We start from the raw sequence: 25,255 nt of genomic DNA, 5'->3' as shown, positions 1-25,255 counted from the left end.
TAGAGCACACAATTTAATTGGACACAACCAAATGGCTCGCGCAGCGCTACCCTGGACGCATGACAGCGACACCCAGCCCCTCCCCGGCGACGGACGCGCCGGCCGTCACGGACGACTGGCTCCGTCTCGACCAGCAGATCTGCTTCAGCCTCAACTCCGCCGTCCGCGCCTTCAACGGCGTCTACCGGGTGGTGCTGAAGGATCTCGGCCTCACCTATCCGCAGTACCTGGTCATGCTGGTGCTGTGGGAGGACGGCACGGTGCCGGTGAAGCGGCTGGGTGAGCGCCTGCGCCTGGACTCCGGCACGCTGTCCCCGCTGCTCAAGCGGCTGGAGGCGGCCGGTCTGGTGCACCGGGAGCGCAGCGCGCGTGACGAGCGGTCCGTCGAGGTGCGGCTCACCGAGGAGGGGGCCGCGCTGCGCGAGCAGGCCGTGCGGGTGCCGCGCCGGATCGCCGCCGCGACCGGGATGCGGGCCGAGGAGATGCGGGCACTGAGCGCCACCCTCGCCGACCTCACCGCCGCCCTGGACAAGACGGCCGCGGAAGGCGCGTGACGCCCGCCGGGACCACCCCGGGGTGCGGGACGGCACGCGCCGGGCGAGCGTGGGGTGAACCTCCGCCGCGCGCCTCGAGGATGTCATGCACCCCGACCCGTCCCCCGCCGACACGGACGCCGACGCCGGCGCCGTCTCGGTCGTCGTCATAGGCCACGACGACGCCGCCCTCGTGGCGGACGCGGTGCGTTCCGCGCTCGGCCAGGGGCCCGCCGTGCGGGAGGTCGTCGCCGTGGACGACTGCTCCACGGACGGCAGCGCCGAACTGCTGGAGCGGCTGGCCGCCGCCGAGGCACGATTGCGGGTGGTCCGGCTGCCGGTCAACAGCGGCGGCTGCGGAACCCCGCGCAACACCGGGCTCGACGCGGCGGCCGCCCCGTACGTGATGTTCCTGGACAGCGACGACGTACTGCCGCCGGGCGCCGTCGACGCGCTCCTCGCCGCCGCGCGGGAGACGGACGCGCAGGTCACGGGCGGTCTGTGCGTACGCCGCGAACTGCCGTCGGGCCGTGAGGTGCCGTGGGAGCCCGCCCTGTACGCCTCCCCCGCCGTCCTCGCCCGCCCGGCCGACCACCCGCGGCTGGTCCGCGACACCCTCAGCGTGAACAAGCTGTACGCGACGGACTTCCTCCGCGCGCACGGCATCCGCTTCCCGGACGGCCGCTTCCCCTACGAGGACATGGTGTTCACCGCGCGGCTGTGGGCCGCCGCCCCGCGCGTCGCCCTGATCCCGGACCGGGTCTACGTCTGGCACGTACGCCGCGCCGCGCGCCGGCTGTCCATCTCGCTGGACCGCGCGGACATCGGCAACTGGCGCGCCCGCACCCACGCCTGCCGCACCGCCCACACGATCCTGCTGGACGCGGGCGAGAAGGGGCTCGCGCGTGCCGCCCGCGCCAAGTTCCTCGACCACGACCTGCGCATGTACGCCCGTGAGCTGCCGCTGCGCGACGAGACCTACCGCCGCGCCTGGTGGGCGCACACCCGCGAGCACCTCGCCGAGTACGACGCCGCCGACCGCTCCGGCGACCCGGCCGCCCCCGGGATGCTGCTCGCGCGGGTGCTGCTCGCCTCCCCCGAGCCGCGCGACCTGCCCCGCCTGCGCGAACTGGCCGCCCGCCCGGCGAGGCTGTGCCCGCCGTACGCCCGGACGCCCGACGGCACGCCCTGCTGGTCGCCGGAGCTGCCCGAGGTCACCCTGGAGACCCTCCCCGAACGCCCGGTCCGCCTGCTGCCGCTCGCCGTGGACGCCGAGCTGCGCGCCCGCACCCGCCTGCTCCGACTGCGCCTCCACGAGCTGTACGGCACGGTCGGCCGGGCCGGCCCGGTGGACGCGGAGGTCGAATGGCGCCACCGCGACCGCGCGGGCCTGACCCTGCGCCGCACGGTCCCGCTCCGCCCGTCCGCCGACGACACCTGGACCGCGGTCACGACCGTCCCCCTGGACCGCCTGGCGACGCTCGCCGGGGGCGCCTGGGACCTACGGGTGAGGCTGCGCTTCCAAGACGGAGCGGTCCGCACGGTCTCGGCCCACGCCCTGACGGACCCGGGCCTTCTCCGCCCCCGGGCGGTCGCGAGCACTCGCCACGGCGTGATCCTGGTCCGCCCCTACGCCACGCATGGAGGCGCGCTGGCGCTGCGGGTGGCGGCGGGGGCGCAGGGGGCGGGGAGGGTGCTGGCGGGGCGGCTGCGGAGGTGGTGGCCGTGACGCGAGACGGAGCCTCCGCCCGTCCCCGGAGGCGCACCGACCTGCGGATGCCGACGGCGCACAGGAAGCCCGCCGGGCCGACGGCTGCCTGACGCGGGCCCGCACCGCCTCCACTCTCCCATCGGCAGGCGCCCCGCGGCCCGCCACAGGCGCCCGGGCGCAAGCCCACTGCCTACCGGACGCCGACCACGGCGGCCGCCAGGACCGCACCCCCGCCGACTTCCCCACCCCAAGCAGCCGCCCAGCGGATGCGGCTGACACGCGGGGCGCAGGCCGGCTGCCGCACGGACTCACCTACGGCTGCCCTGACGCGGGCCCGCACCGCCTCCCCTCTCCCATCGACAGGCGCCCCGCGGCCCGCGACAGGCCCCCGGGCGCAAGCCCACTGCCTACCGGACGCCGACCACGGCGGCCGCCAGAACCGCACCCCCGCCGGCCTCCCCACCCCAAGCAGCCGCCCAGCGGATGCGGCTGACACGCGGGGCGCAGGCCGGCTGCCGCACGGACTCACCTACGGCTGCCCTGACGCGGGCCCGCACCGCCCCCCCTGCCGTGCCCCTGGCCGTCCTCGGCCGCCAGGCACGGCCCGGCCCTCATCCGCCCCTACGCCACCGAGGGAGGCGCGCCGCCCGGCGAGTCCCGGCCGGGGCTCAGGGCGCGACCCAGGCACCGGCCGGACGCCCGCGCCGACAACCGCCCCGGCGCGAGCCGGACTCACAGCGCCTTCAGCGCCGCCGCCGTCGCGCGGGACAAGCCCTCCAGGTACCCCTTCGGCAGCTTTGGGCTGCGGATCACCACCGAGCGCCAGTAGAGCGGGCCGGAGATCAGGTCCAGGGCCAGCCCGTGGTCCACGCCCGCGGCGATCTCGCCCCGCTGCTGGGCCGCCGTGACGATGCCCTTGGCGACCCCGTCCTGGCCCTCCCGCAGGGCCTTCTGCACGGCCTCGGCGATCTCCGGGTTGCGGGCGGCCTCGGCCTGGAGGTCGGGGAGGATCTGCGAGGCGACGGGATGGCGCAGGGCGCGGGAGCTGACCTCGTAGAGCAGGCGCAGGTCGGTCTCCAGGGAGCCGGTGTCGGGGGCGGGCAGGCCCTGGACGGCGAGGGCGGAGACCACGTCGAGGACGACGTGCAGCTTGGAGCGCCAGCGCCGGTACACCGCGGTCTTGCCGACGCCGGCCCGGCGCGCGATGCCCTCGATCGACATCCGGGCGTAGCCGACGGCGGCGAGCTCCTCGAAGACGGCCGTCCGGATGGCCTCGGTGACGTCCTCGCGCAGGACGGCGGCCCCGGCGGGGGCCCGGCGGCGCGGACGTGGCTCGGGCGCGTCGGCGTTCGTCATGCGCTCCAGCATAGGCCGCTCCCGTAGCGACGATACGGTTGCGTTCCGACGTGCATTCGACCTACGCTCGTCGACACGACGATACGGTCCCGTTCCGACGTAAGAACCGTCAGAACCGTGGCAGCCGTCGCCCCACCCCCTCCTAGCGAAAGCAGCGGATGTGAGTCAGGCAGTCGACACACCGCCCGCCGCGTCGGCGCGTCCGGAACCGCCCGGGACCGACCTCGCGGCCCTCGCCGCCCGGCACGGCCTCACGGTCAGCGGCGCCCGCCCGTCCCTCGGCGCGTACGTCCGCCAGCTGTGGGGGCGGCGCCACTTCATCCTCGCGTTCTCGCAGGCCAAGCTGACGGCGCAGTACAGCAAGGCGAAGCTGGGCCAGCTGTGGCAGGTGGCGACCCCGCTGCTGAACGCGGCCGTGTACTTCTTCATCTTCGGCCTGCTGCTGGGCGCCCGTAAGGGCATACCCAGCGACGTCTACGTGCCGTTCCTCGTGACGGGCGTGTTCGTCTTCACGTTCACGCAGAGCTCGGTGCTCGCCGGCGTGCGGGCGATCTCGGGCAACCTGGGACTGGTCAGGGCGCTGCACTTCCCGCGCGCCTCCCTGCCGATCTCCTTCGCGCTCCAGCAGCTCCAGCAGCTGCTGTTCTCGATGATCGTCCTGGTCGTCGTCATGATCGGATTCAAGAGCTACCCGGACGCGTCCTGGCTGCTGATCGTCCCCGCGCTGGCGCTGCAGTTCGTGTTCAACACCGGCCTCGCGCTGATCTTCGCGCGGATGGGCAGCAAGACCCCCGACCTGGCGCAGCTCATGCCGTTCGTGCTGCGGACCTGGATGTACGCGTCCGGCGTGATGTTCTCCATCCCCGCGATGCTCGAGGACAAGAACGTCCCCGCCTGGCTGGCGGACGTCCTGCAGTGGAACCCGGCCGCCATCTACATGGACCTCGTGCGGTTCGCGCTGATCGACCAGTACGACTCGTCGTACCTCCCCCCGCACATCTGGGCGTTCGCGCTCGGCTGGGCGGTGCTGGCCGGCGTGGTCGGCTTCGTCTACTTCTGGAAGGCAGAGGAGAGGTACGGCCGTGGCTGACACCCCCCAGGACAGGAGGCCGACGGTCGTCGCCGACGGCGTCGACGTGGTCTACCGGGTCAACGGCACCGGCGCAGGACGCGGCACCGCGACCGCCGCGCTGAACCGCATGCTCCGCCGCAAGGAGACCGAGAGGGCGTCCGGCGTGCGCCGGGTGCACGCCGTGCGAAACGTGTCCTTCGTGGCGTACCGCGGCGAGGCGATCGGCCTGATCGGCACCAACGGCTCCGGCAAGTCCACGCTGCTGAAGGCCGTCGCGGGACTGCTCCCGGTGGAGAACGGCAGCATCTACACCGACGGCCAGCCGTCCCTGCTCGGCGTCAACGCGGCCCTGATGGCCGACCTCACCGGCGAGCGCAACGTGATGCTCGGCGGGCTCGCGATGGGCATGTCCCGCGAGGAGGTGAGGGCGCGCTACCAGGACATCGTCGACTTCTCCGGGATCAACGAGAAGGGCGACTTCATCACCCTGCCGATGCGCACCTACTCCTCCGGCATGGCCGCCCGCCTGCGCTTCTCCATCGCCGCCGCCAAGGACCACGACGTGCTCCTCGTCGACGAGGCCCTCGCGACCGGCGACCGCTCCTTCCAGAAGCGCTCGGAGGCCCGCATCCGGGAGCTGCGCAAGCACGCGGGAACGGTGTTCCTCGTCAGCCACAACAACAAGTCCATCCGCGACACCTGCGACCGGGTGCTGTGGCTGGAGCGCGGCGAGCTGCGCATGGACGGGCCGACGGACGAGGTGCTCCGCGAGTACGAGAAGTTCACGGGAGCCCGCTAGCAGCTTTGGCGCGGACGCGGACACCGCTGTTCGGGCGAATTTCGCGCCGACCGATTCGCCCCATCGGTGTCACTATGTCTGGATAGCGACCGACGGGTAACGACCGACGGGACCGTCCGCGCCGCCGAGCAGCCGAAGGAGCCCCGTGATGCCCCAGCTCAGCGTCATCGTCCACGGGCCGAACACGCAGGACCACCTGACCGGCCTGCTCGACTCGCTCGTCGCCCACCCGCTGCCGGACGTGGAGGTCGTCGTCGCCGCCGTCGGCGACTGGGCCCGTGAGACGGCCGGGCGGCACGCCCAGCGGCTCCAGGTGGTCCCGCTGCCCGACGGCACCTCCGACGCGGCGGCGAGAGCGGCGGGGGCCGCGCGCGCCACCGGACGCTGGCTGCACTTCGTCCGCGCCAAGGACGCCCTCCCGCCCGGCAGCCCCCGCACCGTCGCCGAACGCACCGCCGAGCTGCCCGACACCGTCGACGTCCTCCTCCTGGACCATCTGCGCAGCACCTGGCGCAGCGCCGCCCTCCCCTCGGCCGACGGCCCCCTCCTCGCCCGCGCCGGACGCACCGAGCCGGCCCTCGCCGACAGCGCCTACCTGCTGCGTCTCACCCCGCTGCTCGGCACCCGCGTGCTGCGCGCCGACTTCTGGCGGGCGCACGAGGAGCACCTCACCACCGACGACGAGCCCCGCGCCGCCCTCGCCGCCCTGCTGCTCGCCGGCCGCGTCTCCTGTCTGCCGCACATCGCCTACGAGGACCGGCGGCTGCGCCCCGCGAGCCTCCCGCCCGTCACCCCCGAGCAGTACCTCGCCGCGGTCGACCGCTACGAGGCCCTGCTCGACCTCGCCCAGGACCGGCCCGCGGTCTACACCGTGCTCTACGAGATCATGGTCCGCGACTGTCTGCGCACCTTCGCCCGCGGCGCCGTGCCCGAGCCGGCCGCGCGGGAGTTCTTCCTGCGGGCCGGATCCGCCGCCGTACGCCGCCGCCCCGAGGGGTACCGCCGGCCCGGCGGCCCGGAGGGTGTGCGGCGCGCGCTGCTGGAGGAGGGCGCCTACACCCGCTACCGCGCCTTCCAGGCCGCCAACCACGCCCGCCGCGCCGTGCGCTCCACGGTGCGCGCGGGACGGCGGCAGGCGGGCGCCCTGATCCGCGACCACCAGTACCGCGCGGCGCTGCGCCGTCCGGTCGACCCGCACCTCGCGGTGTTCTCCGCCTACTGGAACCGCGGTGTCGCCTGCAACCCGGCCGCGATCGCCGCGAAGCTCGCCGAGCTGGCCCCGCACATCCACCCGGTGTGGGTGGTGACCGCGCGCAACGCGGCCCTGCTGCCGCCCGGCACCGACCACGTGGTCCCCGGCACCCGCCGCTACTGGGAGACGCTCGCCACGGCGAAGTACCTCGTCAACAACGTCAACTTCCCGAACGCGGTGGTCAAACGCCCCGACGCGGTGCATGTGCAGACCCACCACGGCACCCCGCTGAAGCGCATGGGCCTCGACCAGATGGCGTACCCGGCCGCCGCGCAGGGCCTGGACTTCGACGCCCTGCTGGAGCGCGTCGACAAGTGGGACTACAGCGTCTCCGCCAACAGCCACACCACCCGCATGTGGGAGCGTGCCTACCCGTCCCGGTACGTCTCCCTCGACCACGGCTATCCGCGCAACGACGTGTACTGCACGGCGGGCGCCGACGAGGTGCGCGCGGTCCGCGAGCGGCTCGGCATCGCCCCCGGCCGCCGGGCCGTCCTCTACGCGCCCACCCACCGCGACTACGAGGCCGGCTTCACCCCGCGCCTGGACCTGGCCGCGCTCGCCGACCGGCTCGGCGAGGACACCGTCCTGCTGGTGCGCGCCCACTACTTCTACGACTCCGGCCTCACCCCGCTGGCCGGCCTGCGCCGCTCGGGCCGCGTGATCGACGTGTCGTCGTACGACCCGGTCGAGGAGCTGTGCCTGGCCGCCGACGCGCTGGTCACGGACTACTCGTCGATCATGTTCGACTACGCCAACCTGGACCGCCCGATCGTGATCCACGCCGACGACTGGGAGACGTACCGCACCACGCGCGGGGTGTACTTCGACCTGATGGCCGAGGCGCCGGGGCCGGTCGCGCGCACCCAGGACGACCTCACCGAGATCCTCGCCGGCGACGCCTGGCACGACGAGGGCGCGGCGAAGGCGCGGGCCGCGTTCCGCCGCCGGTTCTGCGAGTTCGACGACGGCCGCGCCGCCGAGCGGGTCGTGCGGCGGGTGTTCCTCGGCGAGGACGAGGCGTCCCTGCCGCCGGTGCTGCCGCCGGAGGAGCGCACCCCGGCGCCGGCTCCCCAGGAGGTGACCGCGTGATGTCCACGTCCCGGCTCCCCGACGTCACCGTCACGGTGATCGTGCACAACGACGCCGGACGGCTGCCCCGCGCCGTGCGGTCCGTGTGCCGCCAGACCCACCGCGACCTGGAGATCGTCATCAGCGACGACCACTCCACGGACGACACCCCGAGGGTGGCGCGGGAGCTGGCGGCCGCCGACGCGCGCGTGCGGTACCTGCGGCTGCCGGAGAACAGCGGCGGGTGCAGCGCGCCCCGCAACCGCGCCGTCGAGATCGCCCGGGCGCCGTACCTGATGTTCCTCGACAGCGACGACGAACTGCCCGAGGGGGCGGTCGCCGCGCTGCTGGCCGCGCACCGGGAGCGGGAGATCGACTTCGCGATGGGCGCGGTGCGGCGGATCCGCGTGGACACCGGGCGCCGCTCCACCTGGATGCCGCACCTGGTGGGCGAGCGCCGCACCCTGGACGGCATCGAGGACGACCCGCGGCTGTTCTTCGAGCACCTGGCGACCAGCAAGATGTACGCCCGCGCCTTCCTCGACCGGCACGCGCTGCGCTTCCCGGAGGGCATCCACTACGAGGACCAGTTGTTCTCGGCGCAGGCCTACTGCCTGGCGGAGCGGTTCACGATCGTCCCCGAGCCGGTCTACCTCTGGTACATAGCCCCCTACGTCCGCTCCGACGCCGCGTCCATATCGAACCAGCGGCACCTGATCGGCAACGTCCGCGACCGGATCCATGTGCAGCGGCTGATCGACGCGTTCCTGGCGGAGAGCGGGCACGAGGGGCTGCGCGAGGACAAGGACCACAAGTTCCTGAAGCACGACTTCCGGATGTACGCGGGCGACCTGCCGTACCGCGACGAGGAGTGGATGTCCGCCTTCGCCGACGAGGTGAACCCGTACCTGGAGACGCTGTCCCCGGGCGCGTACGCGCGGCTGCCGCGCGCGGAGCGGGTGGTGCTGCAACTGGTCCGGGACCGCCGCCTGCCGGAGGCCGCGCTCGCGGCGCGGGGGCTCGGGTACGGGGTCGCCCCGAGGCGGCTGACCGCCGACGCGGACGGCCGGGTCTACTGGGGCGACCGGGTACCGGACAGCGTGGCCGCCCGCCGCGAGCTGGACCTGACGGAGCTGGAGCCGGACACCCGCCCGTTCCCCGGCGCGCTGTTCCGGCACGAGATCACGGACATCGCCCGCGTCCCCGGCGGCGGCGCCCGCCTGGACCTCACCGTGCGGACCTACGACCCGGCGCTTCGGCTTCCCGTCGGCCCGCAGCGCGCGAGCCTGGTGATCTCCCCGGGCCGGCGCCGCCTCACCGTGCCGTTCCGCCTGGACCCGGTGCGGCCCGGCGTGTTCGAGGGCACGGTACGGCTGGATCTGGCGGGGGCGCGCCTGCCGCTGGCCGGCTTCGCAGGAATCCGGCACCCCCTGCTCCGCCTCACCACAGGCGGCCAGAGCAACCAGGCGCTGCTGCTGGCCCCCCTGGACTTCCCGCCCCTGACGGCCCGCGTCCCGTACCGCTCCGGCACGGCCCCGCACCAGGTCACGATCGAACCGGAAGGCCACAACCCGGGCCGCCTGCAAATCCACTGGCAACCGACCGGCGCCCCAGCAGCCCTCCGCCCCCTCGCGACCCGCCTGACCCACCCGCGCCTGCGACGGGCGGTGCAGCTGGTGGCAGGCGCGCTGCGCTGACGGCCGGCGTCCCTACCGCGGCACGGTGAGTCACTCGTGGGCGACCGAGGCGTGGGCAGCCCCCCTTCCGCCCGCCGGCCGCCCACACCGTGCACCCCGGCCGCACGGGGCCGCCACGGGTGGCACGGACGCCCCGCGCTGACCGCCCCCGCGCCCCCATCGCTCCGCCACCGCACCAGGTCACCGTCCAACCGGAGATCCACGCCCCCGGACACCCCGGCCGGCCGTACCGGACCGTTCAACCCGGTGACCGGCACCCTGCGCCGACCGGTACGGACCCAGTGCCCCGGAGCCGCACCCCTCCGGGCCACCGTCCAGCCGGGAAGCCAACGCCCCGGAAGGCCACAGCCGACTCCCCCGGGCCCTCCTCCCGCCAACCGCCCGCACCGTGCGCCCCGGCGGGCACCGGGCCGTACGGCTGGCGACGGGTGCCCTGCGCCGGCCTCACGTCCCCCGGGACGCCACAGCCGCCCGCACCGTCCACCCCGGCCCACCGGGCCATGCGGCTGCCGTCGGGCCCCGCCCACCTCACCGCACCGCGTACAGCACCTCCCCCCGCGGCCCCCGCGCCACCGCCCTCAGCCCGGGGTCGTCCAGCGCCCCACGGCGGTCCAGCACCCACCGCACCTCGTACTCCCGCTCGATGCGCCGCCGCTCGGCCGGGGACGTGGCCGGCGCGAAGTAGGCCCGCGTGGCGGCGACCCGGCGGTCCTCGTCGGCGAGGAAGAAGTCCGGGTAGCCGGGGGCGACCGTGTAGGGGCCGTAGGCCGGGACCTGGCGGGCGACCCGGCCTTCCGCCATGACGACGTCTCCGTACCGCACCCAGCGGGTGATCCACCCGTAGCCCGGCCACGGGCGCCGGTACGTGTCCGCGACCGGCCCCGGCAGCGCGTCGGCCGGGACGACGTACCCGAGAGCGCCCGCCTGGGCCCAGGCGCCGGCCAGCAGCGCCGCGGCGAGCAGCGCCGCCCACACCGCACGTACCCGCCGCGACCCCGCCTCCACGACCGCGAGCGCCGCCGCGAGCTGCGCCGGGATCACCGCCGCCGGGAACGCCCGCGCCCAGGAGTAGTGCCCGGTCACGCGGCCCGCCGCCACGGCCAGCACCCCAAGGGCGCAGAACACCACCAGCGGGTCCCGGTGGTCGCGCCGCCACCGCGCGACCAGCGCGGCCACCCCGAGCAGCGCGAGACCGAACCGCGCGACCGGGTGCGCGTACAGCACCCGGTGCACCGTCTCCAGCCGCTCCCCCGCGTCCGCCAGCGCGTAGAAGTCGTAGTACGGCCATGCCCCCAGCACCGACACGCCCAGCAGCAGTGCCCCGCCGAGCCGGGGCCACACCGCGTGCCCGGGACGCGCGGCGGCCACCGTGGCTGCCGCGCCGGCCGTGGCCACCACACCGGAGAACTGGTGGCAGAGCAGGATCACCGCCCACAGCACACCCAGCCCCAGCCACACCCCCCACCCGGCCGGCCGGCGCACCGCCCCGCTCAGCCAGGTCCAGAAGTGGAAGGCGAGCCCCAGGGTGAAGGTGCTCGGGTAGGCCGCCGTCAGGGCCAGCGAGTGCAGCCCGGTGAAGCCGCTCCACAGCAGCGGCTCGGTGCCCCACAGGAACCACAGGGACAGCAGCGCGAGCACCGGCGCGGCCGGGCGCGCGCTCAGCGTCCGCACGTACCGCCACACGCCCGTGACCAGCAGCGCCAGCCCCGCAGCGGCGGCCAGCCGCAGCACCACGAACACGTCGAGGCCGGTCGCCCGGGCGACACCGCCGAGGACCAGCGTCCACGGCGAGTAGTACGGGCTCGGGGTGTTCGCGTCGACGAGCGGGTTGCCGGGGGCGAGCGGGGAGTGCCGCAGCCGCTGCACGGTCGCCGCGTGGATGCCCAGGTCGCCCATCCACGGCAGCCGTACGACGACCAGGACCAGCAGGAGCAGGACGAGTCCGGTGACGCCCGTGGCCAGGGCCCGGCCGACGGCGGCCGGGCGGATCCCGGAGCGGCGGGCGCCGGTCTCCCCGGACACGCCGGACGACGAGAAGCGGACAGTCACAGGGGAGCCCTATCCCGCCACAGCGCCGTCCCCACGGGTTCGCCGCCGATTCCCGCCCAACGCACCACACACGCGCGAGGGGCGCCCCGGACCGGCAAAGGTCCGAAGCGCCCCTCGACGGGTTCGGCGGGCTACGAGTTCCTGAGCAGCGTGCGCATGGTCCGCATGGCCACCGACAGGTTGGCCAGGTCGAACGAGTCGGAGTTGTGGATCTCCTCCAGGGTGGTGCGGGCCCGGCCCAGCAGCGCCGCGTTCTTCTGCTCCCACAGCGCGAACCGCTGCTCCGGCGTCGACGTGCCGTCGCCCTCCGCGAGCACGTCCGCGGTGACCGCCGCGTGCGCCGCGTACAGGTCCTCGCGGATCGCCGCGCGGGCCATGGACTGCCACCGGTCCGCGCGCGGCAGTTCGATGATGCGGTCCATCAGCTGGGTGATCCGCAGCCGGTCGGCGAGGTCGTAGTACACCTCGGCGACGTCCAGCGGCTCCTTGCCCATCCGGTCGGCCACCGACACGATGTCGAGCGTCGGGAAGGCGGAGGAGAACCCGGCGACCCGCGTGGCCAGCTCGTCCGGGACCCCGGCCTCGCTGAGCTCGTCGTAGATCTTCTGGTACCACTCCTGGTCCTCGCCGCGCAGCAGCTTCGGCAGCTGCGACCAGACCAGCTCCACCCGCTCGGCGAAGAACGACACCGTCTCCTGGAGCTGCAGCGGCTGCGGCCGGTTGTTCAGCAGCCAGCGCGTGCCGCGCTCCACCAGACGGCGGGAGTGCAGCCGGATCCGGGTCTGGACGGCCGCGTCGACCTTGGTGTCGAGCGCCTCCACGGCGTCCCACACCTCGTTGGAGCGGAAGATCGCGCGGGCCGCGGTCTGCGCCCGGACGATCTCCTCCAGCGATGCCCCGGTCTCCTCGCGCATCCGGTGCAGATACGTGGTGCCGCCGGTGTTGACCGTGTCGTTGACCAGCACGGTCGTGGTGATCTCACGGCGCAGCGGATGCGTGTCGATGTGCTCCGCGAACTGCTCGCGCAGCGCGGTCGGGAAGTACGCGTGCAGCAGGCCCTTCAGGTACGGGTCGTCGGGCAGCGAGGTGTGCAGCAGCTCGTCGGCGACGGTGATCTTTGTGTACGCCAGCAGCACCGCCGTCTCCGGCCCGGTCAGGCCCTGCCCGGAGGCGAGCCGCTCGCGGATCTGACGGTCGGTGGGCAGGAACTCCAGCGCCCGGTCCAGATGGCCCTCGCGCACCAGGTGCTTCAGGAAGCGCTGCTGCGCGTGGATCATGTCCTTCGACTGGGCGAGCGCGTTGGCGATGGCGGTGTTCTGCGCGTAGTTGTTGCGCAGCACCAGGCGGCCGACCTCGTCGGTCATCTCGGCGAGCAGCTTGTTGCGCTGCTTCACCGTCATGTCGCCTTCCTTGACCAGGCCGTTCAGCAGGATCTTGATGTTCACCTCGTGGTCGGAGGTGTCCACGCCCGCGCTGTTGTCGATGGCGTCGGTGTTGATCCGGCCGCCGTGCAGCGCGAACTCGATCCGGCCGAGCTGGGTCAGGCCCAGGTTGCCGCCCTCGCCGACGACGGAGACCCGAAGGTCCTTGCCGTCGACGCGGATCGCGTCGTTGCTCTTGTCGCCGACGTCCGCGTTCGACTCGGTGGACGCCTTGACGTAGGTGCCGATGCCGCCGTTCCACAGCAGGTCGACCGGCGCCCTGAGGACGGCCTTCATCAGGTCGGCCGGGGTCATCTTGGAGATCTTCTCCTCGATGCCCAGCGCCTCACGGATGTGGCTGTTGATCTGGATCGACTTCGCCGTGCGCGGGAAGACGCCGCCGCCGGCGGAGATCAGCTCCGTGTCGTAGTCGGCCCAGCTCGAGCGCGGCAGCTCGAACAGCCGGCGGCGCTCGGCGTACCCGGTGGCCGCGTCCGGGTTCGGGTCGATGAAGATGTGCCGGTGGTCGAAGGCGGCGACCAGACGGATGTGCTCGCTGAGCAGCATGCCGTTGCCGAACACGTCGCCGGACATGTCGCCGATGCCGACGACCGTGAAGTCCTCGCTCTGGGTGTCCACGCCCAGCTCGCGGAAGTGCCGCTTGACGGACTCCCAGGCGCCGCGGGCGGTGATGCCCATCTTCTTGTGGTCGTAGCCGGCCGAGCCGCCGGAGGCGAAGGCGTCCCCGAGCCAGAAGTTGTAGCTCTCGGCGACCTCGTTGGCGATGTCGGAGAAGGTCGCGGTGCCCTTGTCGGCGGCGACGACCAGGTAGGTGTCGTCCCCGTCGTGCCGGACGACGTCCGCCGGCGGCACGACCTCGCCGCCCACCATGTTGTCGGTGATGTCGAGCAGCGCGGAGATGAACGTCCGGTAGGAGGCGATGCCCTCGGCCATCCACGCGTCGCGGTCGACGGCCGGGTCGGGCAGCTGCTTGGCGACGAAGCCGCCCTTGGCGCCCACCGGCACGATGACGGTGTTCTTCACCATCTGCGCCTTGACCAGGCCGAGGATCTCGGTGCGGAAGTCCTCACGCCGGTCGGACCAGCGCAGACCACCACGGGCGACCTTGCCGAAGCGCAGGTGCACGCCCTCCACCCGCGGCGAGTACACCCAGATCTCGTACGCCGGGCGCGGCGCGGGCAGGTCCGGGATGGCCTGCGGGTCGAACTTCATGGAGACGTAGTCGTGCGGCTCGCCGCCGCTCGCCTCCTGGAAGAAGTTGGTGCGCAGCGTCGCCTTGATGACGGTGAGGAAGGAACGCAGGATGCGGTCCTCGTCGAGGCTCGCGACCTGGTCGAGGGCGGCGTCGAGCTCCTCCAGCAGGGCGTCCACCAGCTCGTACCCGGCGCGCTGCCGGTCCGGCGACATCCGCGCCTCGAACAGGGAGACCAGCAGCCGGGTGGTGTGGACGTTGTGGCGGAGGGTGTCCTCCATGTAGTCCTGGCTGAAGGTGGATCCGGCCTGGCGCAGGTACTTGGCGTACGCGCGCAGCACCACCGCCTGGCGCCAGGTCAGCCCGGCGCTCAGCACGAGGGCGTTGAAGCCGTCGTTCTCCGCCTTGCCGGTCCAGGTCGCCGCGAAGGCGTCCTGGAAGCGCTCGCGGGCGTCGTCGCCGAGGTAGTCCACCCCGCCGCCGGGCGCCTGCGGCATCCGCAGCCCGAAGTCGTAGATGTAGGCCACGCTGCGGTCGTCGCACCGCAGCTCGTACGGCCGCTCGTCGATGACCTCGACGCCGAGGCGCTGCAGCACGGGCAGCACCGCGGACAGGGAGACGGCCTCGCCGGTGCGGTAGATCTTGAAGCGGCGCTCGTCCGGCGCCGCGCCCACCGGCTCGTACAGGCTGAGCGCGAAGTCGTGCTGCTCGCCCAGCTCCTCCAGGCGCACCAGGTCGGCCACGGCGCTGCGCGGGGAGTGGTCGGCCTTGTAGCCCTCGGGGAAGGCGCCCGCGTAGCGGCGCAGCAGCTCGGCGGCGCGCTCCTCGCCGAACTCGGTGGTCAGCGCCTCCGAGAAGCCGTCGGACCAGGAGCGGGCGGCCTCGGCGAGCCGGGACTCGAGGCGTTCCTTGTCGCTGTCGGACAGGTGGCGCAGTTCGGTGCCCTGCGGGACGCGGACGACGAAGTGCAGCCGGGAGAGGACCGACTCGGTGTTCCACGCGGTGAAGTCGACGCTGACGCCGCCGAGCTCCTCCTTGAGGATGTCGATGATCCGCAGCCGCACCGCGGTGGTGTAGCGGTCGCGCGGCAGGTAGACGAGGGCGGAGTAGTAGCGCCCGTACTCGTCCTGGCGCAGGTACAGCCGCAGCCGGCGGCGCTCCTGGAGGTAGAGCACCGAGGTGGCGATGGACTGCAGTTCCTCGACCGGGGTCTGGAACAGCTCGTCACGCGGGTAGGTCTCCAGGATCTGGAGCAGGTCGCGCCCGTCGTGGCTGTGCGGGGAGAAGCCGGCCCGCTCCAGGACGTCCTCGACCTTGCGGCGGATCACGGGCACACGGCGCACGGACTCGGTGTACGCCGCGGAGGAGAACAGTCCGAGGAAGCGGCGCTCGCCGATGACGTTGCCGTCGGCGTCGAACTTCTTCACGCCGATGTAGTCCAGGTACGACGGCCGGTGCACGGTGGCGCGGCTGTTGGCCTTGGTGAGGATGAGCAGCTTGTGCTCGCGGGCCTTGGCGCGGGCGTCGGCGGGCAGCCGCTCGAAGGACGGGCTGACCGGGTGGTCCTCGTCGGTCGCGTGGTGCGGGTCGGAGCGCAGGATGCCGAGTCCCGTGCCGGGCACGGCGGCCAGCGAGTCGTCGGCGCGCAGCTCGTACTCGCGGTAGCCGAGGAAGGTGAAGTGGTCGTCGGCGAGCCAGTGCAGCAGCTCGCGGGCCTCCTCGACCTGCAGCGGGGGCAGGTCGGCGGGCATGGGCTCGTCGGGCAGGGCGTCGGCCAGCGAGGTGGCGGCCTGGCGCATCTTGCCCCAGTCCTCGACGGCCTCGCGGACGTCGGAGAGGACGCGCAGCAGATCGGCGGTGATCTGCTTGAGGTCGCCGCGGTCGGTCTCGCGGTCGATCTCCACGTGGATCCAGGACTCGACGTGCGCGTCGTGCGGCAGGTCGCGGGCGTCCTGCGGGAGGTCTCCGCCGACCGGGTCGGAGAGGACCTCGATCAGCTTGCCGGTGACGTCCCTGCGGACCACGAACTGCGGGTGGATCACGACGTGGATGCCGCGGCCCTGGCGGGTCAGCTCGTTGGTGACGGAGTCGACGAGGAAGGGCATGTCGTCGGTGACGACCTCGACGACGGAGTGGCTGCAGGTCCAGCCGTTCTCCTCGACGGTCGGGGTGTGCACCCGGACGTTCGCCGTGCCCTGCGGGCGGTTCTCGGCGAGCCGGCGGTGCGAGGCGGCGGCCCCGAAGATGTCGACCGGGTCGCGGTCGGTGAGGTCTTCCGGGGCGGTGTGCAGGTAGTAGCGCTGGAGGAACGTGAGGACGGCATCCCGGTCGGGCGTGTCCCCCTCCGCTGTCCCAGTCGGTAGTTTCCCCCCGGCCGGGCTGTTCTCAGCTACCCGGGCGGCCCGATCGAGCAGCTCGGCCTTGGCTTCGTCCAGCTTGGTCTGCATGGTCCTCTGGCTCCTGTCGCGCGCCGTTGCGTGACGTAGAAGGAAGTACGGTCTCCGACCCTGAGGTGCGGCGGTACGACACGGGGTGTCCGGTCTGTGCCGACGGTATGCCGCAAGGTGAGAGGAGCGGGGGCTTCTCGGCGGAATTCGATGCGCCCGACGGATGTGACGTGGCTCTCCGTGACGCCTGCCCCCTTGGGGTGCGCCGCGTCCCGTGCCGCCCGCGAGGATCAGCGGTCGCCACCCGGTCACGGATGTCCTCCGTGGTCGCCGGGCGCACAGCGGGGACGGCACGGTCCCCGCGAGCTATCGCGCTGATCACGCTGCCTAGGCTATCGCTCTCCGGAGGGGCCCCGTCATGAGCCGTATGTGTACAAAACCGGGGGGCGAACTTTGACGTTTCGCACAGTGCGCCCGGCTCCCCGGGTCAGGCGGGGACCGCGAGGCGCTCCGCCTGCGCCACGGCCTCGCTCAGGCTGTCGACCACCGGAACCCCGACCGCCTCCAGGCTCGCCCGGCCGTGCGAGCCGCCGGTCCAGAGCACGGCGTGCGCGCCCACGTGGAGCGCGGCCAGGGCGTCGTCGGCCGCGTCCCCGATGACCACCGTGCGGCGCGGGTCCACGGTGTCGCGCAGGGCGTCCAGGTGGCGCACCATGTGCTCCGCCTTGCTGCCGCCGGAGGGGCCGGTGCGGCCGTCGACGCGTATGAAGTGGGCGGAGATCCCGAAGTCCTCCACCAGCGGAAGCAGGTCCTCGTGCCCGTACATGCTGAGGATCGACTGGCTGCGGCCCGCCGCCGCCCAGCCCTCGAGCAGGTCCTCCACGCCGTCGGCGAGACCGCAGCGCACCCGGTGCTCGGTGTAGTGGCGGTGGAAGACGGCGTCCATGACCTCCCACTCGGCCTGGCTGGGCAGCCGGCCCATCAGCCGCTCGTAGAAGCGGGGCACCGGCACGCAGTACAGCTCCCGGTACCGCTCCGGCGTGATGGGCGCGAGGCCCAGCTCGGCGAAGGCCGCGTTCGTCGCCCCGATGACCGCGTCGACGTCGTGGAACAGCGTGCCGTTCCAGTCCCAGACGATGTGCGCGTCCGTGTGCGTCCCCATGCGGAAAACCTACCCGGGCCGTCAGGAGACGAGCTGCGGGATCTCCTGCGTCGCGTACCACAGCAGCTCGTGGTCCTCCGCGCCGTCCACGACGAACCGCGCGTCGTCGTCCCCCTTGTCCGCCGCGTCCAGCGCCCGCGCGGCGGCCGCCACGTCCTCCTCGGCGTCCTCCGCGTCCACGTGCACGGCGGCAGCCTTCGCGAGGCGTACGGGTCCGGCGAGGCGCACCTCGCCCAGCGTGGCCGGGTCCGGTCCCCGGCCGGGGTCGGCGGAGGCGGCGCCGTCGGCCACGTCCACGGCGACCACGACCCTGCGGCGGGGCGCGGCGGGGTCGGCGGCGAGGAGACGCAGGGAGGCGAGCGCGGCGCGGCCGAGCGCGGCGTACTCCAGTTCCTCGAGGTCGTCGGAGACGTACCACTCGCGCAGCGCGGGCGTCACGGCGTACGCGGTGAACGGCCCGTCGCCCAGCTGCCCCGTCCTGTGCGCCTCGGCGAGCCCGGGGAGGGTGAGGGGGACGTAGACGCGCATGGTCGGCCGCTTTCGTCAGCTCGGATCACTTCTTCGGCAAGGTCTCAGAATACGTCCCGCCCGTCCCCCTTCGAGTCCTCGTAACCCCCCGCGGGAGCGTCACCCCGAGTCCGGGGATTCACCCACCGCGCCCCCGTGAACAGGGGCTCGACAGCCGCGGGACCACCCGGATAAGTGAACTTCCCACCCGACGCCGCACGCCCCGCCCTTCCTTGCCCGGCCCCCGCACGGCCCCGTACAAGATCCACGTCACGAAGTTACTGCCCGGTACCCGGCTCCCCCGCCGGCCCGGCCTTCAGAACGGGGCCCTCGTGCACAAGGTCATGAGCAGAACACCACGCCGCTCCCCCGCAGCAGTCCCCCCACGCGTCCCCACAGCGGGCCCGTCCCTGGCCCCCTCCCCGGGCGCAGGCCGCCCCCGAGGAACGTCTCCCCGCCGCACCCGCCCAGCGGACAACCGCCCAGCGGGCCGAGCATCGACGCGCGGCGCCCGCGCGGGCTCATCGCCAGGAGCGCCGTCCGCCGCGCCGCCTGAGCACTGGGCGGGCCGCTCGAGCCCCAGGACGGAGCGCATGCGGGCACGCCCGCCGGCGCTCCGGGCCGGAGGCCCGACGGCACGGTGTCCGGGCCGCTGAGCCGGGTGCCGGCGGGCGCGGGACCAAGCAGCCGGCACCGCACGCCCGCAGGGTCCGCAGGGACCGCAGGGACCGCGCCTGAAGGCTGGGGCTCAGCGCGGTCGGCAGGGACCGCAGGGACCGCGCCCGAAGGCTGGGGCTCAGCGCCCGTCGCAGCGCCTTCCCAGGCCGCGCACAGGGCGCCGGACGGCACCGCGCCCGTGCGGCCGGGCGGGGCGCTGCGGGGCGTCCCGCAGCCCCGGCCCACCGACCGGTTCGCCGAGATGCTCGTCGCCGTGCTCAGCGGCCAGCGCCCCGTGCACGCCATGCTGCGGCACAGTGCCGGGCAGGCCTACGACGAGCTCATCCGGCTCGCGGAGCGTGGGCCTCTGCGGACGCGTGGGGCTCGGCCCGTCGTGCGGGACATCGGGTGGTTCGTGCCGCGGGAGGGCGCCATCGAGGCGTTCGCGCGGATCGGCGCCGGGGACAGGCTCCGCGCCATGGCGTTCCGGCTGGAGCGCGGCCGGGACCTCCGCTGGCGCTGCACCGCCGTCGAGCTCGGCGGCCCCCGCTGAGGACGCCGCACAACGGCCGGGGCCGGACACCCTCAGGTGCCCGGCCCCGGCCGACCGCGCCGCCAGTTCGGCGACGGCCGTGTCACTTCTTGCGGCGACGCCCGCCCCGCGCCTGCTTCCGGCGCTCCGCGCGGGTCAGCCCGTCCGCCGGCGAGCGCACCGGCTCGTCGTCGGTGGCCAGCTCGCCCTCGATGGTGCCGCCCTCGCCGTCCACCGTGGGAGCGGAGAAGTGGAGGTTCCGCCGCTGCGGGGCGTCCAGCCCCTTCGCCCGGATCTCCGGCCGCGCCTGCGCCGGCACCGCGTCCTGCTTCTCCAGGTCGGCGGTCGGCTTGACGTCCTCGACCGGCACCTCCTCGACCTGCTGCTCGACCTGGACCTCCAGGTTGAACAGGTAGCCGACGGACTCCTCCTTGATGCCGTCCATCATCGCGCTGAACATGTCGAAGCCCTCGCGCTGGTACTCGACCAGCGGGTCCTTCTGGGCCATCGCGCGCAGGCCGATGCCCTCCTGGAGGTAGTCCATCTCGTAGAGGTGCTCGCGCCACTTGCGGTCCAGGACCGACAGCACGACCCGCCGCTCGAGCTCACGCATGATCTCGGAGCCGAGCTGCGCCTCACGCGCCTCGTACTGGGCGCGGATGTCGTCCTTGATGGACTCGGAGATGAACTCGGCGGTCAGACCGGCACGGTCGCCGGCCGCCTCCTCCAGCTCCTCGACGGTGACGCTCACCGGGTAGAGCTGCTTGAACGCGCCCCACAGCCGGTCCAGGTCCCAGTCCTCGGGGAAGCCCTCGGCGGTCTCCGCCTGGACGTACGCGTCGATGGTGTCGTCCATGAAGTGGTGGATCTGCTCCTGCAGGTCCTCGCCCTCCAGGACGCGGCGGCGCTCGCCGTAGATGACCTCGCGCTGCCGGTTGAGCACCTCGTCGTACTTCAGGACGTTCTTACGCGTCTCGAAGTTCTGCGTCTCCACCTGCGACTGCGCGGACGCGATCGCGCGGGTGACCATCTTGTTCTCGATCGGCACGTCGTCCGGCACGTTCGCCATGGACATCACACGCTCGACCATCTGCGCCTTGAACAGCCGCATCAGGTCGTCGCCCAGCGACAGGTAGAAGCGGGACTCGCCCGGGTCGCCCTGACGGCCGGAACGACCGCGCAGCTGGTTGTCGATACGCCGCGACTCGTGCCGCTCCGTGCCCAGCACGTAGAGGCCGCCGAGCTTCTCGACCTCGTCCTTCTCGGCCTTCACGGCCTCCTCGGCGCGCGCCAGCGCCTCCGGCAGGGCCGCGGCCCACTCCTCGATGTGCTCCTCGGGGTCGAGGCCGCGCTGCCGCAGCTCCGCCTCCGCGAGGTCCTCGGGGTTGCCGCCGAGCTTGATGTCCGTACCACGGCCGGCCATGTTCGTCGCGACCGTGACCGCGCCGCGGCGGCCGGCCTGGGCGACGATCTGCGCCTCACGCTCGTGGTGCTTGGCGTTCAGCACCTCGTGCTGGATGCCCCGCTTGGAGAGCTGCTGCGACAGGTACTCGGACTTCTCGACCGAGGTGGTGCCGACGAGGATCGGCTGGCCCTTGCGGTGCTTCTCCTCGATGTCGTCGACGACCGCCTCGAACTTGGCGACCTCGGTCCGGTAGATCAGGTCCGACTGGTCCTTGCGGATCATCGGCCGGTTGGTCGGGATGGGCACCACACCGAGCTTGTAGATCTGGTGGAACTCGGCGGCCTCGGTCATCGCCGTACCGGTCATGCCGGACAGACCCGGCAGTTCCTTGCCGTTGTGGTCGTGGCGCTTGTAGAGGCGGAAGAAGTTCTGCAGCGTGATCGTGGCGAGCGTCTGGTTCTCGTCCTTGATCGGCACGCCCTCCTTGGCCTCGATGGCCTGGTGCATGCCCTCGTTGTACCGGCGGCCGGCGAGGATACGTCCGGTGTGCTCGTCGACGATCATGACCTCGTCGTCGATGATGACGTAGTCCTTGTCCTTCTTGAAGAGCTCCTTCGCCTTGATGGCGTTGTTCAGGTAGCCCACCAGCGGCGTGTTCACCGACTCGTAGAGGTTGTCGATGCCGAGCCAGTCCTCGACCTTGGCGACGCCGGACTCGTGGATGGCGACCGTGCGCTTCTTCTCGTCGACGTCGTAGTCGCCGGTCTCCTCGATGCCCTTGAGCGGGTTGCCCGGCTCACCGCGCTTGAGGCGCTTCACCAGCTTGGCGAAGTCGCCGTACCACTTGGTGGCCTGGTCCGCGGGGCCGGAGATGATCAGCGGCGTACGGGCCTCGTCGATGAGGATCGAGTCGACCTCGTCGACGATGGCGAAGTTGTGGCCGCGCTGCACCAGCTCGTCCTTCGACCACGCCATGTTGTCGCGCAGGTAGTCGAAGCCGAACTCGTTGTTCGTGCCGTAGGTGATGTCGCACGCGTACTGCTCGCGGCGCTGGGCCGGCGTCATGTTGGCGAGGATGCAGCCGACGCTCAGGCCCAGGAAGCGGTGGACGCGGCCCATCATCTCCGAGTCGCGCTCGGCCAGGTAGTCGTTGACCGTGATGATGTGGACGCCCTCGCCGGACAGGGCGTTCAGGTACGCGGGGAGCGTGCCGACGAGGGTCTTGCCCTCACCGGTCTTCATTTCCGCCACGTAACCCATGTGCAGGGCCGCGCCGCCCATGATCTGCACGTCGTAGTGGCGCTGGCCCAGCACGCGCCGGGCCGCCTCGCGGACCGTGGCGAAGGCCTCGGGCAGCAGGTCGTCCAGGCTCTCACCGTCGGCGTAGCGCTGCTTGTACTCATCGGTGAGGGCCCGCAGCTCGGCGTCGGAGAGGCCTTCGAAGTCCTCTTCGATGGAGTTGACCTGGTCCGCGATGCGGTGCAGCTTGCGCAGGATTTTGCCTTCGCCTGCACGCATGATCTTCGAGAGGACGGACACGGGGGTTGGTCTCCTTGCCGGTCGGGCCTGGGACGGTCGGTTTCCGTTTCACTGACTGAGCAACGGCCATCGTATGCGAGGACCCCGTCACGCCGGGAGGCCTGCCGGGGCGGTGACCGTCCGCCGCAGCCGAACCGTGGCACGGCTGCTACACGGACAACGTCCCAGGCGCCCGGATGGTGCCGCAGGCGTACGGCGAATCACACGCAGGGTGATCATCGGACCACCGCTGGGGAAAGGTATGGCGCCCGCCGCCGCGACGTGCGCAGAATCGCCCGATGGAACCCGTCACGCTCACCACCGACCGTCTGCTCCTGCGCACCGTCGGCCCGCAGGACACCGACACGGTGTACCGGATCTGCCAGGACCCGGACATCCAGCGCTGGACCACGATCCCTTCGCCGTACCTCCCCGAGCACGCGCGCGGTTTCACCGAGCAGAGCGTCCCCGACGGCTGGGCGAACGGCACGATGTTCACGTTCGGCGTCTTCCTGCCCTCCGGGGAGCTGGCCGGGATGCTCGGCATCACCATGCGCTCGTTCGCGACGGCCGAGGTCGGCTTCTGGAGCGCCAAGGAGCACCGCGGCAACGGCTACATCACCGAGGCCACCGTCGCCGCGTGCCGCTGGGCCTTCACCGAGATGTCCGTCGACCGCGTGGAGTGGCGCGCCGAGGTCGGCAACACGGCCTCCCGCGCGGTGGCCGAGCGGGCCGGCTTCACGATCGAGGGCGTGCTGCGCTCCTCGCTCGTCAACAAGGGGGTGCTGCGGGACGGCTGGGTGGGCTCTCTCCTCCCCTCCGACCTCGGTCTTCCGTCGACCACCCCGTACGTGCCCGCCCGGGGCTGACGTCACGGCGCCCGCCGTTGTCAGTGGGGCCCTCTAGGGTGCGGACGTATGACGACCCTGCCGCGTCCGACCACGGAACTCTCGGCCGACGAGGCCCGCCGCATCGCCCTGCGGGCCCAGGGACTCCTCGGCGCCCCCGACCGCCGCGCCGGTGTGCGCGGCGTCCTGCGCCGTCTCGGCGCCGTGCAGCTCGACACGATCTCCGTCCTCGCCCGCTCGCACGAGCTGATCCCCTACGCCCGTCTCGGCGCGGTGGGCCGCCGCACGGTGGAGGAGGCGTACTGGAAGCAGGGCGACCAGCCCGCGCACACGTTCGAGTACTGGTCGCACGCCGCGTGCGTCCTCCCCGTCGAGGAGTGGCCGCACTTCGCCTTCCGCCGCCGCGCCTACCGCGCCCGCCCGCACTGGAACCACGAGCTGCCCGACGGTGTGTACGACCAGGTGATCAAGCAGCTCCGCACGGAAGGGCCGCTGACCGCCACCGAGCTGGGCGGCGCGAAGCGCACCAGCGAGTGGTGGGACTGGTCGGGCACGAAGGTCGCCGTGGAACGCGCCCTGATGTACGGCGAGGTGGTGTGCGTGGAGCGGCGCGGCTGGAAGCGGGTCTACGACCTGGCCGAGCGGGCCGTTCCGGCGGGTCTGCTGGCAGAGGAGCCGTCGGACGAGGAGTGCCTGCGCCGCCTGGTGGGGCTCGCCGGGCGGGCGCTCGGGGTGGGCACCCGCGCGGACATCGCGGACTACCACCGGCTGAAGGGCGAGCAGGTCGACGCGGTGATCGCCGACTCGGGTCTGGTGCCCGTCACGGTCGCGGGCTGGTCCAAGCCGGCCTGGGCGGACCCGGAGGCCCTGGCCACGCCGCCGCGCGGCCGGCACCGCACGACGCTGCTGTCCCCGTTCGACTCCCTGGTCTGGGAGCGGGCGCGCACGGAGCGCATCTTCGGCTTCACCCACCGCCTGGAGGCGTACGTCCCCAAGCCCAAGCGGATTCACGGCTACTTCGCGATGCCGGTGCTGGCGGGCGGGCGGCTGGTGGGCCGCGTGGACCCGGCACGCGAGGGCCGCACGCTGGTCGCCAAGCAGGTCACGCTCGACGGGCGCAGTGCGGTGCCGCAGGTGGCGGGGGCGCTGGTGGAGGCGGCGGGCTGGGTGGACTGTACGGACGTCCGGGTGGAGCGGGTGGACGCGCCGGAGCTGCGCGAGCCGCTCATGGCCGAGCTGGCCCGGCTGCTCGCCTGAGCACCGTCCCGCGTCCCCGCGACTCGGCGGAGGTCAGCGGATCTCGAGGATCTTCTCCCGCATCGCGTAGACCACGGCCTCCATCCGGGAGTGCAGCTGCAGCTTCTCCAGGATGTTGCGCACGTGGTTCTTCACGGTGTTCTCGGAGATGAACAACTCCTTGGCGATGTCCCGGTTGTTCATGCCCGTGGCGACGAGTTTGAGGACCTCCAGCTCGCGGTCCGTCAGCCGGGGCGCGGGGACGAGCCGGCGCTCGTCGGTGCGCTGGATCATCGACTTGAACTCGGTGAGCAGCTTCGACGCCATGGAGGGGCTGATCTGCGACTGCCCGTCGGCGACGGCGCGGATGGCGGTGGAGACCTCGTCGGTGGAGATCTCCTTGAGCAGATAGCCGGTCGCGCCCGCCTTGATGGCGTCGTAGAGGTCGGCCTCCTCGTCGCTGATCGTCAGCATGATGATCTTGGCGCTGGGGACGACCTCCTTGATGGAGGTGCAGGCCTCGATGCCGCCCCGCTTGGGCATCCGCACGTCCATCAGGACGATGTCGGGCAGCAGATCGGCGGCCTTCTCCACGGCCTCGGCGCCGTCACCGGCCTCGCCGACGACCTGGATGTCCTCCTCGGCGGCGAGCACGATCTCCAGACCGCGGCGGAACAGCGCGTGGTCGTCCACCACAAGGACTCTGATCGGCTCCTTGCGTGGAGTGTCCGCGTCCGGGCCCATGCCGACGACGCCGTCGTGGGCACCCTCGTCCCGCATCGGTCCGAAGCTGTCCGCCATCGCGTTCCTCCCCCTGAAGGCTGTGGCC

At 72.8% G+C, this 25,255-nt stretch carries 16 protein-coding genes; 9 read left to right on the top strand and 7 right to left on the bottom strand.

What is annotated here, in order from left to right:
• The first annotated feature begins 59 nt into the window (after window positions 1-59).
• A complete protein-coding gene (locus ACQY0Z_RS10625) occupies window positions 60-554 on the top strand; it encodes a transcriptional regulator, SarA/Rot family (protein ID WP_189905648.1) in 495 nt (164 codons plus the stop codon).
• Window positions 555-639: 85 nt separating this feature from the next.
• Complete coding sequence (locus ACQY0Z_RS10620) at window positions 640-2,262, top strand: glycosyltransferase family 2 protein (RefSeq protein ID WP_439812160.1); 1,623 nt, start codon at window positions 640-642, stop codon at window positions 2,260-2,262.
• Between the two features lie 714 nt (window positions 2,263-2,976).
• Here the strand turns inward: ACQY0Z_RS10620 and ACQY0Z_RS10615 are convergent.
• The gene (locus ACQY0Z_RS10615; protein ID WP_189905652.1) at window positions 2,977-3,612 is read right to left on the bottom strand and encodes a TetR/AcrR family transcriptional regulator; all 636 of its coding nucleotides are present in this window, start codon (window positions 3,610-3,612) and stop codon (window positions 2,977-2,979) included.
• Window positions 3,613-3,760: 148 nt separating this feature from the next.
• Between ACQY0Z_RS10615 and ACQY0Z_RS10610 the strand changes: the two genes are divergently transcribed.
• The 4 genes from ACQY0Z_RS10610 (at window position 3,761) to ACQY0Z_RS10595 (ending at window position 9,491) form a co-directional block, all read left to right on the top strand.
• Entirely contained in the window at window positions 3,761-4,690 is a 930-nt protein-coding gene (locus ACQY0Z_RS10610; RefSeq protein WP_439812159.1) for an ABC transporter permease, read from the top strand.
• Window positions 4,683-5,471: an ABC transporter ATP-binding protein gene (locus tag ACQY0Z_RS10605; protein ID WP_254588539.1), complete on the top strand. Its 789-nt coding sequence runs from the start codon at window positions 4,683-4,685 to the stop codon at window positions 5,469-5,471. The genes ACQY0Z_RS10610 and ACQY0Z_RS10605 overlap by 8 nt, the downstream gene beginning before the upstream one ends.
• 148 nt (window positions 5,472-5,619) lie before the next feature.
• Window positions 5,620-7,815 carry a CDP-glycerol glycerophosphotransferase family protein gene (locus tag ACQY0Z_RS10600; protein WP_439812158.1) on the top strand — a complete coding sequence of 732 codons (2,196 nt, stop codon included), beginning with the start codon at window positions 5,620-5,622 and terminating at the stop codon, window positions 7,813-7,815.
• Entirely contained in the window at window positions 7,815-9,491 is a 1,677-nt protein-coding gene (locus ACQY0Z_RS10595) for a glycosyltransferase (protein WP_439812157.1), read from the top strand. The genes ACQY0Z_RS10600 and ACQY0Z_RS10595 overlap by 1 nt, the downstream gene beginning before the upstream one ends.
• Window positions 9,492-10,019: 528 nt before the next feature.
• On the opposite strand, the gene ACQY0Z_RS10590 is transcribed toward ACQY0Z_RS10595, so the two are convergent.
• The 4 genes from ACQY0Z_RS10590 to ACQY0Z_RS10575 form a co-directional block, all read right to left on the bottom strand.
• Window positions 10,020-11,540, bottom strand: coding sequence for a hypothetical protein (locus tag ACQY0Z_RS10590; protein WP_381730910.1), 1,521 nt, complete (start codon window positions 11,538-11,540; stop codon window positions 10,020-10,022).
• A gap of 131 nt (window positions 11,541-11,671) precedes the next feature.
• The gene (locus tag ACQY0Z_RS10585) at window positions 11,672-16,621 is read right to left on the bottom strand and encodes an NAD-glutamate dehydrogenase (RefSeq protein ID WP_439812156.1); all 4,950 of its coding nucleotides are present in this window, start codon (window positions 16,619-16,621) and stop codon (window positions 11,672-11,674) included.
• Between the two features lie 427 nt (window positions 16,622-17,048).
• Window positions 17,049-17,723: an HAD family hydrolase gene (locus ACQY0Z_RS10580; RefSeq protein WP_254588442.1), complete on the bottom strand. Its 675-nt coding sequence runs from the start codon at window positions 17,721-17,723 to the stop codon at window positions 17,049-17,051.
• Between the two features lie 21 nt (window positions 17,724-17,744).
• The gene (locus ACQY0Z_RS10575; RefSeq protein WP_189905666.1) at window positions 17,745-18,251 is read right to left on the bottom strand and encodes a DUF6912 family protein; all 507 of its coding nucleotides are present in this window, start codon (window positions 18,249-18,251) and stop codon (window positions 17,745-17,747) included.
• A gap of 835 nt (window positions 18,252-19,086) precedes the next feature.
• Between ACQY0Z_RS10575 and ACQY0Z_RS10570 the strand changes: the two genes are divergently transcribed.
• A complete protein-coding gene (locus ACQY0Z_RS10570; protein WP_189905669.1) occupies window positions 19,087-19,440 on the top strand; it encodes an Rv3235 family protein in 354 nt (117 codons plus the stop codon).
• Window positions 19,441-19,522: 82 nt separating this feature from the next.
• Here ACQY0Z_RS10570 and secA read toward each other — a convergent pair whose 3' ends face one another.
• Complete coding sequence (gene secA, locus ACQY0Z_RS10565; RefSeq protein WP_189905679.1) at window positions 19,523-22,363, bottom strand: preprotein translocase subunit SecA; 2,841 nt, start codon at window positions 22,361-22,363, stop codon at window positions 19,523-19,525.
• 278 nt (window positions 22,364-22,641) lie between these two features.
• On the opposite strand from secA, the gene ACQY0Z_RS10560 reads away from it, so the two are divergent.
• Together ACQY0Z_RS10560 and ACQY0Z_RS10555 are read left to right on the top strand one after the other, a co-directional pair.
• Window positions 22,642-23,211 carry a GNAT family N-acetyltransferase gene (locus tag ACQY0Z_RS10560; RefSeq protein ID WP_189905681.1) on the top strand — a complete coding sequence of 190 codons (570 nt, stop codon included), beginning with the start codon at window positions 22,642-22,644 and terminating at the stop codon, window positions 23,209-23,211.
• 48 nt (window positions 23,212-23,259) lie between these two features.
• Entirely contained in the window at window positions 23,260-24,447 is a 1,188-nt protein-coding gene (locus ACQY0Z_RS10555; protein ID WP_189905683.1) for a winged helix-turn-helix domain-containing protein, read from the top strand.
• Window positions 24,448-24,480: 33 nt separating this feature from the next.
• Here ACQY0Z_RS10555 and ACQY0Z_RS10550 read toward each other — a convergent pair whose 3' ends face one another.
• The gene (locus ACQY0Z_RS10550; protein ID WP_439812155.1) at window positions 24,481-25,227 is read right to left on the bottom strand and encodes a response regulator; all 747 of its coding nucleotides are present in this window, start codon (window positions 25,225-25,227) and stop codon (window positions 24,481-24,483) included.
• Window positions 25,228-25,255: the final 28 nt, after the last annotated feature.

It is taken from the genome of Streptomyces sp. P9-2, from assembly GCF_051903975.1.
GTDB lineage: Bacteria > Actinomycetota > Actinomycetes > Streptomycetales > Streptomycetaceae > Streptomyces > Streptomyces cellulosae.
This window is presented reverse-complemented; position numbering and strand designations above follow the sequence as displayed.